Below are 13,173 nucleotides of genomic sequence, written 5' to 3'. Positions count from 1 at the left end.
GATGAACACTGCAAATCTCCAACTCGAAGGTCTTTTGCTCGCGGCTGCTGCCCTCTTCGGAGAGTTGAAGCGAAAAGGCCAGCTGGACAGCAGCCAGATCGAGGCGGCGCTCGATCGTGCCGACCAGGGCGCCTCCGCCCGGGCGACGGAGCTCTCCGATGCCAATCAGGAGGCAATCCGCTTTCCGATACGCTTCCTGCGCCAGGCACTGCGCGACGATGCCGGCCCGCTCGACTACAGCACCATTGCCGCCGAGATCGGCCGTTCGCTGGACCTGAGAGCAAATCAAAGCCCGGGCAAATAGGGCTTCCGAGCCGCCGCCGAAGACTTCAACCGCGCCCTCTCTGCCGATCCAGCGCGCCCTGCAACTGCTCGACGCGGATCGCCAGGGCTTCCCTGGTCAGGTTGACGCCCTCCGGCGCGCCGTCGATCGACAGAAGGACGCCGCGCTCGGCCATGTCGAGCTGTTCCTGCGCGAGCTCCAGATGCTTCCTGAGCATCTGCGTGACGCGGTCCTTGGCCACCGGGTCCGTATCCATAGCGCCCTCGCCTGTTCACCCCCCAGCACGCGACGATCGCACGGCCGGAGCCACTCGCCAACTCTCGGCACCTTCCGCCGTCCGGACCTGCGGCTCCGGCCCTGCAGCGGCGAGCTTCGCTCCGCCCTCGGCCCGCGCCAATCGTGAAAGCCGCTCCGCCATGACGCCAGCGAGCGCCTCGGACGAGCAGCGCCGCCGCCACCAGTCGAGCGCGCTCCTGTGCAGTTCGGCGAGGCGCTCCGGGTCGGCTAGCAGGCCGTTCACGCAAGGGCCTAGCTCGGACCAGTCGTCGAGCTGGATGAAGGGGCAGTCCGCGAAGAACCAGTGCCGGGGCACCCGGTCGCAGATCACGACGCAGCCCTGTCGCATGCCCTCGAACAGCCGGAAAGTCTCCGTCGAGGAACCGCGCGGCGCGAGGCAGATCTTGGAATCGGCCATCAGCTCGGAATAGCGGACCCCATCGGAGAGGATCCCATTCATGTAGGAGCCGGTGTCGGCCCAGAACACCTCGCCCGGCATTTCCGCGGCGAGCCGCTGCAACTCCTCGAGCATGCGCGAGCGCGCAATGTCCTTCGGCGTTCCCAGCAGCGCCCGGATCGAGAGCGGATGATAGGCGCGCTGCTTGACGCTGCCGATGAAGGAGACGGCGTAGCGGCGCTCGACGAAGGGCTTGCCGGGCAGGTCCGTCTGTCTGGCGTAGCCGAGGGGAACGGTCATGCCGCCCTCCTCTCGGGCGATCGCATCCTTGTGCCGGAGCGCCAGCAGCCCGCTGCTCCAGGCCCAGCGCAGCGCGTCCCGGACCGTCTTCGCCAGCAGCGCCAGGCCGGCGCCGATCTGAAGCGTGTTCACATAGGGGAAGAAGCCATGCGTCTTGAAGACGTAGCGCACCTTGTCGAAATAGGGCGGGATCTCGCAGAACTCCTCCATCAGGAGCAGGACGACGACGTTCCTCCCATAGCTCGGCAGCTCCCGCACCGTCTCCGTGCCCCAGACGATGTAGAAGATCAGGCCATCGGCCTCGAGGAGAGGCTCGAGCATCTTCAGGACGCCGACCCAGTAGGCCAGGAAGACATCGGCGAACGGGTCGACATAATCCGACAGATTGATCTCGACGGGATCATGCGCGTGGCGGCACAGGAAATATCTGAACTTGCCGTCCATGCTCATTCCGGCGAAAGCCCCAACCTCGGCGCGGCAGGCGCCCGGCACATGCGCAGCTTGCGGCTGCCATGTTGGCGACGCGGCTCGCCCAAGGCCATGGCTCTTCGGAGGTAGCCCTGCGGAACAGGCCGGCCGGGACCGCTTCTCGTTGCGCTCCACCCGTCGAGCGCGGCCAGAACGACAACGCCGCCGCTTCCGGGAAGCGGCGGCGCATTGCCTCACATCGTCGCAGCTGTTTCGTCAGCTCTCGCCTATGCCGGGAGCACGACCACCTTCGTCTTGACCGGGGTCTGAGCGTAGAGGTGCATCATGTCCTGCGTCAGCAGGCCGACGCAGCCGCTGGTGATGCCGTTGCCGATCGATTCGGCGTCGAGCGACGCATAGATCGTGTAGAGCGTGTAGGCGCCGTTTTGGTAGAGATGGAGCGTGCGCGCGCCGAGCGGGTTCTCGAGCCCCCCCGGCATGCCGCGGGCATATTTCGCCACCTCGGGCTGGCGCTTGATCATCTCCCTGGGCGGCGTCCAGGTCGGCCATTCGGATTTGCGCCCGACATAGGCGTTGCCGTTCCAGCGGAAGCCGTCGCGGCCGACATTGGCGCCATAGCGGGTCGCGGTGCCGTCGCCCGCGACGCGATAGACATAGTAATTGGCGGGATCGACGATGATCGTACCGGCCGGCTCCTTGCTGTCATAGGCGACCGTCCGCCGGAAGTACTTCGGATCGACCTTGCTGACGTCGATCGCCGGAACCGGGAACTTCTCTTCCGGCACCGGCCCGTAGAGCTTCTGCGCCTCGGCGAGGCTCATGCCGTCGGATGTCGCGCAGCCGCCCAGCGCCAGCGCGCCGAGACCGGCGGCCGAGCCGGCCAGAAACGACCGGCGGTCGAGCCCGCCGATCCGAGGCTCGCGCAAGGCGGCCGCGTGCAGCTTGCCGGCATCGGCATTCCTATCGTCGATGATCATGATTCTGGGCTTCCCATGTCCTGTTGCCCGAAGAGAGAACGCTTCGGCATAGGCCCGCTTAAGGTATCGCTGGGCGGAGATTGCCGTCATCCCGCCCGGCTGGCAAGCACGCGACATTGCCGAAGCGTCATCCCGCCAACCAAAATCGGCGCACTCCAACCGCTCAAACCGCCTCGCCTGGCTACGACCTCGACCGGGTTTCAAGCCCCGGACTGCATGGATTTCGCGCCTCAGGGCGCCTCGCCCTCGAAGCGCACGCCGAGCGCGGCGAGTGCCCGCCAATAGTCCGGATAGGTCTTCGCGACGCAGGCCGGATCGAGGATGGTGATGCCGCCGATCTTCAGCCCCGCCAGCGCGAAGCTCATCGCGATGCGATGATCGGCGAAGGTGTCGATCTCGGCCGGCAGCGTCTGCCCGGCGAGACCGGGATCGGAAGCGACGAGGAGATCGTCGCCCTCCTCGACGCCGAGCCCCGGCCGGATCCGCGACAGGCCCTGCGACAGCGCAAAAACCCGGTCGCATTCCTTGACGCGCAGATTGGCGATGCCGGTGAAGCGCACCGGCGTTTTGTTGAAGGCGGCGAGCACGGCGAGCGTCGGCACCGCATCCTGCATCTGCGCGCCGTCGATCTCGGCCGGCAGGTTCGGGAAGGCGGCGATCAGCGCATGCGCCTTGGCATCGGGCTGGGTGAAGGCGGCCGCCGGCACGCCGAGGTCGATCTTGCCGCCGGTGAGCACTTCAGCCGCCCAGAGATAGGTCGCGGCCGAGGCGTCGGGCTCGATCAGATAATCGGCGGCGCGGTAGCCGGTCGGCTCGATCCGCCAGGTCGCGGGATCCGGCTGCGAAACCTTGGCGCCGAAGGCCGCCATCGTCGCGAGCGTCAGGTCGACATAGCCGCGGGCGCCGATCTCCTGGCTGTCTCCCAAGCCGCTGAGCGCGACCTCGACCGGCCCGCGTGCGCAGGCGCCGGCCATCAGCAGCGCCGAGACATATTGGCTGGAGAGCCCGGCATCGACCTCGACGCGGCCGCCGGCAAAGCCGCCCTGCCCCGCAACGGACACCGGCGGGCAGCCGCTCGGCGCCTCGACCGCGACGCCGAGCGTGCGCAGCGCCGTGACCAGCGGCGCGATCGGCCGCTTGCGCATATGCTCGTCGCCATCGACCACGACCTGCCCCTCGACCAGCGCCGCCGCGGCGGTGAGGAAGCGCGTCGCCGTGCCGGCATTGCCGAGGAAGAGCGGCGCCGCAGGAGCCCGCAAACGGCCATCGCCGGTGACGACGAAGCTGGTCGCGTCCGGCTCCTCGACGGTGACGCCCATCGCCCGCAGCGCCTGCGCCATATAGCGCGTGTCGTCGCTCTTCAGCGCACCCGAAAGCCGGCTGGTGCCCTTGGCCAGCGCCGCGACGAGCAGCGCCCGGTTGGTGATCGACTTCGAGCCCGGCGGCGTCACCTTGCCGTGCAGTGCCCCGGCGAAGGGCACGATGGTGAGTTTGCGGACTTCGGAATCGGTCATGACAGGCTCGCCCTCGCCGTTCGGCTGCGTTGCGAGGCTCTTAGCCCGTGCAATCCGCCAGCGGAAGCCGCACTGGTCATGCCCGGCCCGCTACTGCCGTCACATCGAAACGGAGCCGCTCCGGAATGACGTCTGGAGAGAGCGGAAAGACAAGTCCAAGCCGACACTCAGCCCGGCGCCAAGCCATGCCCACCCACCGGCTCGGTCACGGTGTGATTGTCGAAGCCGGCGATCAGCGGGCGGGCCTTGGCGATCGCCGCCTGCACGGCCGGCAGGTGCAGCGAGGCGGCATGGCTTTCCTGCCGATCCCAGACCTCGGTCACCCAGATCGCGTCGGGATTGGCGGGATCGCGGGCGACGACATAGCTCAGGCAGCCGGGCATCGCCGCGCTGCTACCCAGGATATGGCCGATCAGCGCCTCGCGCTCGCCCGGCTTCGCCAGCATCCGCCCGATCAGACCGTACATGGCGCGTCTCTCCACTATCGTCGCGGCCGGCAAGCTGCCGAAGCGCCGGGGCAAGCGCAACCGGCTCCCTGACGGCCAATGTCAGCAACCTCACGGCACGCCGGGCCGGCGCGACGAAGGCTGTGCGCGAAAAATCGCCTGGGCCAGCCGGTCGAGCAGCACCGCCAGCAGCACGATGCCGAGCCCGCCGACGAAACCGAGCCCGGGATCGGCGCGCTGCAGACCGAGGAGAACGGTCTCGCCCAACCCCTTGGCGCCGATCATCGAGGCGACGACGACCATGGCCAGCGCCATCATGATCGCCTGGTTGAGCCCTTGCAGGATCGCCGGGCGGGCGAGCGGCAGCTCGATCAACCAGAGGCTCTGCCTTGCGCTCAGACCCAGCGCCCGTGCCGCCTCGACGGCCCGCCCGTCCACCTCGCGCAGGCCGAGTTCGGTCAGGCGGGCAAAGGGCGGCAGGGCATAGATCAGGGTCGCGACCAGGGCAGGCGCACGGCCGAGCCCGAGGAGCATAGCGACGGGGATGAGATAGACGAAGCTCGGCACGGTCTGCATCAAATCGTAGAGCGGCGTCAGCGCCCGCGAGATCCGTGGCGTCCTCGCCGCTACGACACCGAGCGGCAGCCCAAGCAGCACGACCAGCACGACGGCGACGACGATCAGCGCCAGCGACTGCATCGCGGCCGGCCAGACCCCGAGCAGAGCTAGCATCAGCACGAGCGCGGCCATGCCGGTGGCGAAGGCGATCCGTCGCGTGGCGAGCCAGGCCGCAAGCCCGACCAGGACGATACCCGCCTCCGGCGGCACCTGCGCGAGCGCGCTTTCGAGCAGCCTGACCGGCGCGGTCAGCCCGTCCGAAACGGCATCGAGCTTGTCGCCGGAACCGGTGACCAGCGCATCGACCAGCCGGTTGACGACGCCCTGGAGCGGCTTGCCGAGATCAGGCAGCAGGCCAGCGCTCACAAGCCGGCCTGAACCTTCGCAGCGACCTCGGCGGTGAGCCAATGGCGCCAGTCATCCGGCCGGTCCTTGAGGAAGCGCAGCGCCTGCTCCTCCGGTGTGATCCCGGCCTTGCGGGCCTCGCCCAGCATCTGCGAGGTCAGCGCGCTGCTGATGCCGTAATTCTTGAAGAAGCTCGTCAGCTGCGGCGCCGACTGGGTGAAGGCGAGATTGGCGCCGATCACCACCTTGCTGACCGGGTAGGCGGTCGCCCTGGTCGGCTTGTCGCTCGCCTTCAGCTCGGCCCAGATCGCCGGGTCGAAGGCCGGCTCCCCGAGCTTGACCAGATCATAGGCGCCGATCAGCCAGCTCGGGCTCCAATAGTAGAACAGCACCGGCTGCCTGCGCTTCAGGTTCGCCTCGATCGCCGCGACCAGCGCCTCGCCCGAGCCGCCACGGACATTGTTATAGTCGTCCGCCAGCCCATAGGCGGTAAGCTTCTTGGTGTTGATGCCCTCGCAGACCCAGCCGGCGACGCAATTGTAGAAGCGCCCCTTGCCCGGCTCCTCCCGGTCGGGGAACAGCGCCTTGTGGCGCTTGAGATCGGCGACGGTCTTCAGGTCCTTCGCCTTGGCATCCGCGCCCTCGACGAGATAGCGCGGCACGTACCAGCCCTCATTGGCGTCGGGAAAGGTCGTGCCGAGCGGGATCACCTTGCCGGAGGCCTCCGCCCTGGTCCAGGCCTCGACCGGGTTCGCCAGCCAGATCTCCATGATCACGTCGACATCGCCGCGCGCCAGCCCGTTGACCAGCGGCGCGACCACGCCCGGCACGCGCTCGACCTTGCAGCCAAACCCCTTCTCGACCACCGCCCGAGCCACGGCTGTGTGGAAGGCGGCGGAATCGTAGTCGAGCCCAGCGATCTTCAGCGGCCTGTCGAGCTCACAGGAGAGAGCGGGCGCGGCCAGCCCGAGACCAAGCAGCAGAGTTGCAGTGCGCAGAACGGCTTTCATCATGACGATCCCCCGCTGGCTGCTGTGCCCCGGTCCGGGCACTTGACGGTTGGGCATGTCCACGAAGCGCGAAAGCGAGCGAAATGTTCCGCCCGGCAGGCGACGACCTTAGCGCCACTTCCCGCCCAGGGCACTGCGCAAACGGGTGATGGCATGGACCGCCCCGCCGACCGCGCCTGTCAGCAGCGTTGGGCGAAAGCTTCCCATGCTCCAAGCCCTCATCCTGAGACGCAGCCTATCGGCTGCTCTTCAGGATGAGGGCTTGTTGCTGTTTGCGCTCAGCCGGGCGTGCCCAGCGCCCGCAGCGCCTTCAGCGTTTCGCGCAGGCCGCGATGCAGCGGCTTGTCCTTGCGCAGGACGAGGCCGAGCGTGCGGTGCACCCGCGGCGACAGGGAACGCACCACCAGCCCCTCGCTTTCGCCGCGCACCGCCATGCCGGGCAGCACGGCACAGCCGAGGCCGGCACCGACCAGCCGCTTGATCGCTTCGACACTGCCGAGCGACATCACCGGCTTCAGCGTCACGCCGGCACGGGCGAACCATTCATCGGCGATGCGCCGCGTGATGCCGCCGGGCTCGAACAGCAGGACAGGCAGGCGCGCCAGCGCTTCCGGCGTCAGGCGCGCCGGCAGCTCCATGCCCGGCGGAGCGATCACGGCGAACTCATCCTCCAGCAGAGGGGTGACGTCGAGGCTCCGACCGGCGGCCGGCAGCGAGACCAGGCCGATGTCGATCTGGTTGTCCTCGATCGCCTTGACGATATCCGAGGTGTTACCGGTGCTGACCGTGATCTCCAGCGTCGGGTGGCGCTGGCGCAGGTCTCGCAATAGCGGCGGAAGCAGGAAGATGCAGGCGGTGGCGCCCGTGCCGATCCGCACCCGGCCCATCGCCCCGGTCGCGTGGCGTGCCATCGCCTCCTGCGCCGCTGCCACAGCAGCCTCGATCCGCCCGGCATGGTCGAGCAGTTCGGTGCCCGCCGCGGTCGGCTGCGCCCGGCGCCCGACGCGCTCGATCAGGGTCACGCCCAGCCGGCGTTCGAGCTCGCGGATCTGCAGGCTGACCGCCGGCTGGCTCAGGCCGAGCCTCTCGGCCGCCGCCGAGAAGCTGCCGAGCGCGATCACCTGGCGGAAGCTGTCGAGCTGGTCGAGGCGGAGGTCGCGCATCTCAAAGAGTTTCTTATGCTCTGCATAATTTCGAGAAGCTTCATTTATGGCTGGGCAAAGCGCAAGCTGACACCCGGTTGAGAAGTTGGAGGCTGTCGCAAGGTCATGCGCTGCTGCGATCTGGCGTCACGTCATTCCGGACAAGCGCCACAGGCGCGCAGCTCCGGAATCGATCGCAGGACGCCGAGCCCAAAGATGGCTTCCGGCGCTACGCTTCGCAGCGGCCGGAATGACGGCGTCTCATGAAAACGAGGCTGTGCGATGCAGGGCGAAGCGTGCTGCGCGAGGCCGCCGCCTATCTCGGCGCCTCCCGGCATTCGCGCTATCAGCAATTGCGGGCCCTGCGCGACCTCGACGACCACCAGCTCGCCGATATCGGCGTGACGCGACGGGAGGCGCTGACCGGGCGCCCCGACCAGACGGAAAGGCGGCCCGGCCGGGCCGGAACCATGACGATGACCACCTCCGAGTTCACCGGCAACGCTACGGCGCCCATCCTCGTCCGTGATGCCCAGGAGGACGACATGGCCGCGATCCAGGCGATCTACAGCCACCATGTCCTGCACGGCCTTGCCAGCTTCGAGGAGACGCCGCCGAGCGTCGAGGAGATGCTGGCGCGCCGGCAGGCGGTGCTCGGGCTCGGCCTGCCTTATCTCGCCGCCGAGCTCGATGGCCGCGTCGTCGGCTACAGCTATGCCAGCCTCTACCGCCCCCGCCCGGCCTATCGCCACACGATCGAGGACTCGGTCTACGTCGCAGAAGGACAGGCCGGCCGCGGCATCGGCGGTTCGCTGCTCGGCGCGCTGATCGCCCGTTGCGAGGCCGGCCCCTGGCGCCAGATGCTGGCGGTAATCGGCGACAGCGGCAATGCCGGCTCGATCGGCCTGCACCGCCGCTTCGGCTTCGAGCCGGTCGGCACCCTGCGTTCCGCCGGCTTCAAGCTCGGCCGCTGGGTCGACACCGTGCTGATGCAGCGCAGCCTCGGACCGGGCGACCAGACGTTGCCACAGCCATGGGCGGTCGGATCGGCCAAGTGATCCCCCGCAGCACCGTCTTCTGCCTCGGGCTGGCGCAGCTCATCTCCTGGGGCGTCTCGTACTACCTGGTCGGCGCCTTCGGCGAGCGGATCGCCGGCGAGCTCGGCTGGTCGCAGGCGATCATCCATGGCGGGCTCTCGGCTGGGCTCCTGGTCATGGGTTTGACCTCCGGCACTGTCGGCCGCCTGATCGACCGCCATGGCGGCCGCGCCGTGATGTGCCTGGGCTCGCTGCTGACGGCGGCCGGCATCGCCGGCCTCGCCTTCGCCCAGACGATCCCCGCCTATTACGCCGCCTGGATCTGTCTCGGCCTCGCCATGCGGCTCAGCCTCTACGACGCCGCCTTCGCCGCCCTGGCCCGGATCGGCGGCAGTGCCGCCCGCCGGCCGATCGCCCAGATCACCTTGCTCGGCGGCCTCGCCTCGACCGTGTTCTGGCCATTGGGGCACATCCTCGCCGAGCAGTTCGGCTGGCGCGGCGCGCTTCTGGTCTATGCCGGTTTCGCGCTGCTCACCTTGCCGCTGCATTTGACGCTGCCGGCGGCCTCGGCGCGGGCCCAGCCTGGCGCAGCCGCCGCGAAGCCCGCCATCGCGCTCAGCCCGGCCGATACCCGCTTCGCCGGCCTGCTCTATGCGCTGATCGTCACTTTCGCCGGCATCCTCAATGCCGGCATGTCCGCCCATATGATCGGCATCCTCGCCGGGCTCGGCCTGCCCGCCGCGGCCGCGGTCTGGATCGGCGCGACGCGCGGCATCGGCCAGTCGCTGGCGCGGCTCGGCGAGGTGCTGTTCGGCGCGCGGACCAGCCCGTTCGACCTCAACCTCGTCGCCTGCCTCGTCCTGCCGCTCTGCTTCGTCCTCGGCCTTGCCGGCGGCGCGAGCGCCCTTGCCGCGCTCGCCTTCGCCTTCTGCTACGGCGCCGGCAATGGCGTGCTGACGATCACGCGCGGCACCTTGCCGCTGATGCTGTTCGATCCGAAGAGCTATGGCGCCTATGTCGGGCGTCTGTTGGCGCCCGGCTTCTTCCTCTCGGCCGCAGCCCCGCTCGGCTATGCCCTGCTGATCGAACGCCATGGCGCCTCGGCGGCGCTGGTCCTGTCCGGGACGCTGGCGATCGCCATGCTGGTCTCCGCTTTCCTGCTGCGGCGACGCTTCCGCAGCCTGCCACGCTCCTGACAGCGCCTGTCAGCAAGCGCGACAAGAACAATGCAGCAACATCCGCGGCTGCGTGCTACTCATGCCAGCCTTTCGTCGGGCCGCACTGGCAGGACCCGGCATTTGCCCTATCTCTACGGCTTACCCGAACCGGACACCGAAATGGCCCGCAAGATCTCGGCCCAGAAGGCCACGCTCGCCGAACAGGCCGCGACGCTGGAAGACATGTTCGACCGCAAGGCCGAGCAGGATTCGGCGGCCGACCGCAACGCCCGCATCATCTCCGTGCGCGGCGCTCGCGAGCACAATCTCAAGAATGTCGACCTCGCCATTCCCCGCGACAAGCTCGTGGTGTTCACCGGGCTTTCCGGCTCGGGCAAGTCCTCGCTCGCCTTCGACACGATCTATGCCGAGGGTCAACGCCGCTATGTCGAGTCGCTCTCGGCCTATGCCCGCCAGTTCCTCGAGATGATGCAGAAGCCCGATGTCGACCAGATCGACGGGCTCTCGCCGGCGATCTCGATCGAGCAGAAGACGACCTCGAAGAACCCGCGCTCGACGGTCGGCACCGTCACCGAGATCCACGATTATATGCGCCTGCTCTGGGCGCGCGCCGGCATCCCCTATTCGCCGGCGACCGGCCTGCCGATCGAGAGCCAGACCGTGCAGCAGATGGTCGACCGCCTGGTCGAGCTGCCGGAGAAGACCCGCGGCTACCTGCTCGCGCCGGTGGTGCGCGGCCGCAAGGGCGAGTTCCGCAAGGAGATGGCCGACTGGCTGAAGCGCGGCTTCCAGCGCGTCAAGGTCAATGGCGAGTTCTACGAGATCGCCGACGCCCCCAGCCTCGACAAGAAGTTCAAGCACGACATCGACGTGGTGGTCGACCGCATCGTGATCCGGCCCGATCTCGGCGCCCGGCTCGCCGACTCGCTGGAGCAGGCGCTCGACCTCGCCGAGGGCATCGCCGTCTTCGAATATGCCGACGAGAAGGAGGAGAATGGCGAGGCCAAGCGCGTCACCTTCTCCTCGAAGTTCGCCTGCCCGGTCTCCGGCTTCACCATCCCCGAGATCGAGCCGCGGCTGTTCTCGTTCAACAATCCGTTCGGCGCCTGCCCGGCCTGCGACGGGCTCGGCCACGAGATGCGGATCGATCCGGAGATGATCGTCCCGGACCATTCGCTCTCGCTGAAGAAGGGCGCGATCGCGCCCTGGGCCAAGTCGACCTCGCCCTATTACGGCCAGACGCTCGATGCGCTCGCCCGGCATTTCGGCTTCTCGACCACAAAACCCTGGTCGGAGCTGCCGCAGCAGGCCAAGGACTCGATCCTGTTCGGCACCGGCACCGAGGCCGTGCGCATGGCCTACAATGACGGCCTGCGCGCCTATGAGGTGAAGAAGCCCTTCGAGGGCGTGATCACCAATATGGAGCGGCGCTGGAAGGAGACCGAGAGCGACTGGGCCCGCGAGGAGATCGGCCGCTTCATGTCGGAGACGCCCTGCGCGGCGTGCAACGGCTTCCGGCTCAAGCCCGAGGCGCTGGCGGTCAAGCTCGACATGCGCCATATCGGCGAGATCTCGCGGCTCTCGGTCAAGGACGCGCTCGCCTGGGTCAGCGCTCTGCCCGGCAAGCTCTCGAAGAAGCAGAACGAGATCGCCCCGCGCATCCTGAAGGAGATCCGCGACCGGCTGACCTTCCTGCTCGATGTCGGCCTCGAATACCTCACCCTGGCCCGCGCCTCCGGCACGCTGTCGGGCGGCGAGAGCCAGCGCATCCGCCTCGCCAGCCAGATCGGCTCCGGCCTCACCGGCGTGCTCTATGTGCTGGACGAGCCCTCGATCGGCCTGCACCAGCGCGACAATGAGCGCCTGCTCGGCACGCTGCGCCGCCTGCGCGACCTCGGTAACACCGTGATCGTGGTCGAGCATGACGAGGACGCGATCCTCACCGCCGATTATGTCGTCGATGTCGGCCCCGGCGCCGGCATCCATGGCGGCGAGATCGTCGCCAAGGGCACGCCGCAGGACATCCTCGCCGACCCGAACTCGCTCACCGGCAAATACCTCACCGGCGAGATGAGCGTGGCGGTGCCCGGCAAGCGCCGCAAGCCGCAGAAGGGCCGGAGCCTCAGAATCGTCGGCGCCCGCGGCAACAACCTCAAGGACGTCACGGTCGACATCCCGCTCGGCCTGTTCACCTGCATCACCGGCGTCTCGGGCGGCGGCAAGTCGACGCTGGTCATCGACACGCTCTACAAGGCGATCGCGCGCAAGCTCAACGGCTCGATCGAGCACCCTGCCCCGCATGAGCGCATCGAGGGCATGGAGCATCTCGACAAGGTCATCGACATCGACCAGTCGCCGATCGGCCGCACGCCGCGCTCGAACCCGGCGACCTATACCGGCGCCTTCACGCCGATCCGCGAATGGTTCGCCGGCCTGCCCGAGGCCAAGGCGCGCGGCTATCAAGCAGGCAGGTTCAGCTTCAATGTCAAAGGGGGCCGCTGCGAGGCCTGCCAGGGCGACGGCGTCATCAAGATCGAGATGCACTTCCTGCCCGACGTCTACGTCACCTGCGATGTCTGCAAGGGCAAGCGCTATGACCGCGAGACGCTCGAGGTGAAATATCGCGAGCGCTCGATCGCCGACGTGCTCGACATGACGGTCGAGGAGGCCAAGGACCTGTTCAAGGCCGTGCCGTCGATCCGCGACAAGATGGTGACGCTCGCCCGCGTCGGGCTCGACTATGTCAAGGTCGGCCAGCAGGCCACCACCCTGTCGGGCGGCGAGGCGCAGCGCGTAAAACTCTCCAAGGAGCTCTCCAAGCGCGCCACCGGCCGCACCCTCTACATCCTCGACGAGCCGACCACCGGCCTGCACTTCCACGACGTCGCCAAGCTGATGGAGGTGCTGCACGAGCTGGTCGAGCAGGGCAATTCCGTGGTGGTGATCGAGCACAATCTCGAAGTGATCAAGACCGCCGACTGGATCATCGACATGGGCCCCGAAGGCGGCGACGGCGGCGGCGAGGTCGTGGCCCAAGGCACGCCGGAGGATGTCGTCCGGATCGGCAAGGGCCACACCGCGCGCTTCCTCAAGGAGGTGCTGGAGCGGCGGCCGTTGAAGGGCAAGGGGGCGAGGCAGGCGGCGGAGTGAAAGCAGCGCGTAGTTGGCGGCAAAAGAAGCCTATCGATGCCAGCTAGGGGTCCAGCGGACTCAAATGCGTG

General features: G+C 68.2%; 12 protein-coding genes and 1 pseudogene. 5 read left to right on the top strand and 8 right to left on the bottom strand.

The window, feature by feature from the left end:
• The first annotated feature begins 1 nt into the window (after position 1).
• The gene (locus AC3RCC_RS14085) at positions 2–304 is read left to right on the top strand and encodes a hypothetical protein (RefSeq protein ID WP_492255656.1); all 303 of its coding nucleotides are present in this window, start codon (positions 2–4) and stop codon (positions 302–304) included.
• A 25-nt stretch (positions 305–329) separates the two neighbouring features.
• Here AC3RCC_RS14085 and AC3RCC_RS14080 read toward each other — a convergent pair whose 3' ends face one another.
• From AC3RCC_RS14080 to AC3RCC_RS14045, 8 genes are all read right to left on the bottom strand, one after another.
• The gene (locus AC3RCC_RS14080; protein ID WP_452116018.1) at positions 330–524 is read right to left on the bottom strand and encodes a hypothetical protein; all 195 of its coding nucleotides are present in this window, start codon (positions 522–524) and stop codon (positions 330–332) included.
• A 30-nt stretch (positions 525–554) separates the two neighbouring features.
• A complete protein-coding gene (locus AC3RCC_RS14075; protein ID WP_492255655.1) occupies positions 555–1,700 on the bottom strand; it encodes a glycosyltransferase family protein in 1,146 nt (381 codons plus the stop codon).
• A gap of 251 nt (positions 1,701–1,951) precedes the next feature.
• On the bottom strand, positions 1,952–2,662 hold the full coding sequence (locus AC3RCC_RS14070) for a L,D-transpeptidase (protein ID WP_492255654.1): 711 nt from the start codon (positions 2,660–2,662) through the stop codon (positions 1,952–1,954).
• A gap of 230 nt (positions 2,663–2,892) precedes the next feature.
• A complete protein-coding gene (aroA, locus tag AC3RCC_RS14065; RefSeq protein ID WP_492255653.1) occupies positions 2,893–4,176 on the bottom strand; it encodes a 3-phosphoshikimate 1-carboxyvinyltransferase in 1,284 nt (427 codons plus the stop codon).
• A 167-nt stretch (positions 4,177–4,343) separates the two neighbouring features.
• Complete coding sequence (locus tag AC3RCC_RS14060) at positions 4,344–4,643, bottom strand: putative quinol monooxygenase (protein WP_492255652.1); 300 nt, start codon at positions 4,641–4,643, stop codon at positions 4,344–4,346.
• A 90-nt stretch (positions 4,644–4,733) separates the two neighbouring features.
• Positions 4,734–5,606 carry an ABC transporter permease gene (locus tag AC3RCC_RS14055; protein ID WP_492255651.1) on the bottom strand — a complete coding sequence of 291 codons (873 nt, stop codon included), beginning with the start codon at positions 5,604–5,606 and terminating at the stop codon, positions 4,734–4,736.
• Positions 5,603–6,598, bottom strand: coding sequence for an ABC transporter substrate-binding protein (locus AC3RCC_RS14050; RefSeq protein WP_492255650.1), 996 nt, complete (start codon positions 6,596–6,598; stop codon positions 5,603–5,605). Before AC3RCC_RS14050 ends, AC3RCC_RS14055 begins: the two co-directional genes overlap by 4 nt.
• A gap of 275 nt (positions 6,599–6,873) precedes the next feature.
• A complete protein-coding gene (locus AC3RCC_RS14045) occupies positions 6,874–7,758 on the bottom strand; it encodes a LysR family transcriptional regulator (protein ID WP_492255649.1) in 885 nt (294 codons plus the stop codon).
• Between the two features lie 242 nt (positions 7,759–8,000).
• Here AC3RCC_RS14045 and AC3RCC_RS14040 point away from each other — a divergent pair.
• From AC3RCC_RS14040 to uvrA, 4 genes and pseudogenes are all read left to right on the top strand, one after another.
• Positions 8,001–8,117, top strand: a pseudogene (locus AC3RCC_RS14040) (hypothetical protein); the annotation flags it as partial.
• Positions 8,118–8,207: 90 nt separating this feature from the next.
• Positions 8,208–8,795: a GNAT family N-acetyltransferase gene (locus AC3RCC_RS14035; RefSeq protein WP_492258788.1), complete on the top strand. Its 588-nt coding sequence runs from the start codon at positions 8,208–8,210 to the stop codon at positions 8,793–8,795.
• Positions 8,792–9,970 carry an MFS transporter gene (locus tag AC3RCC_RS14030; RefSeq protein ID WP_492255648.1) on the top strand — a complete coding sequence of 393 codons (1,179 nt, stop codon included), beginning with the start codon at positions 8,792–8,794 and terminating at the stop codon, positions 9,968–9,970. Before AC3RCC_RS14035 ends, AC3RCC_RS14030 begins: the two co-directional genes overlap by 4 nt.
• Before the next feature lie 141 nt (positions 9,971–10,111).
• Positions 10,112–13,102: an excinuclease ABC subunit UvrA gene (gene uvrA / locus AC3RCC_RS14025; protein ID WP_492255647.1), complete on the top strand. Its 2,991-nt coding sequence runs from the start codon at positions 10,112–10,114 to the stop codon at positions 13,100–13,102.
• Positions 13,103–13,173 lie beyond the last annotated feature (71 nt).

It is taken from the genome of Allobosea sp. GW823-FHT01F03 (assembly GCF_058798075.1).
This window is presented reverse-complemented; position numbering and strand designations above follow the sequence as displayed.

Excerpts from the sequence above, each read along its gene's own strand:
- AC3RCC_RS14060 (WP_492255652.1), bottom strand. The coding sequence starts at position 4,643 with ATGTACGGTCTGATCGGGCGGATGCTGGCGAAGCCGGGCGAGCGCGAG.
- uvrA (WP_492255647.1), top strand. The coding sequence starts at position 10,112 with ATGGCCCGCAAGATCTCGGCCCAGAAGGCCACGCTCGCCGAACAGGCC.
- aroA (WP_492255653.1), bottom strand. The coding sequence starts at position 4,176 with ATGACCGATTCCGAAGTCCGCAAACTCACCATCGTGCCCTTCGCCGGG.
- AC3RCC_RS14050 (WP_492255650.1), bottom strand. The coding sequence starts at position 6,598 with ATGATGAAAGCCGTTCTGCGCACTGCAACTCTGCTGCTTGGTCTCGGG.
- AC3RCC_RS14070 (WP_492255654.1), bottom strand. The coding sequence starts at position 2,662 with ATGATCATCGACGATAGGAATGCCGATGCCGGCAAGCTGCACGCGGCC.
- AC3RCC_RS14085 (WP_492255656.1), top strand. The coding sequence starts at position 2 with ATGAACACTGCAAATCTCCAACTCGAAGGTCTTTTGCTCGCGGCTGCT.
- AC3RCC_RS14075 (WP_492255655.1), bottom strand. The coding sequence starts at position 1,700 with ATGGACGGCAAGTTCAGATATTTCCTGTGCCGCCACGCGCATGATCCC.
- AC3RCC_RS14045 (WP_492255649.1), bottom strand. The coding sequence starts at position 7,758 with ATGCGCGACCTCCGCCTCGACCAGCTCGACAGCTTCCGCCAGGTGATC.
- AC3RCC_RS14035 (WP_492258788.1), top strand. The coding sequence starts at position 8,208 with ATGACGATGACCACCTCCGAGTTCACCGGCAACGCTACGGCGCCCATC.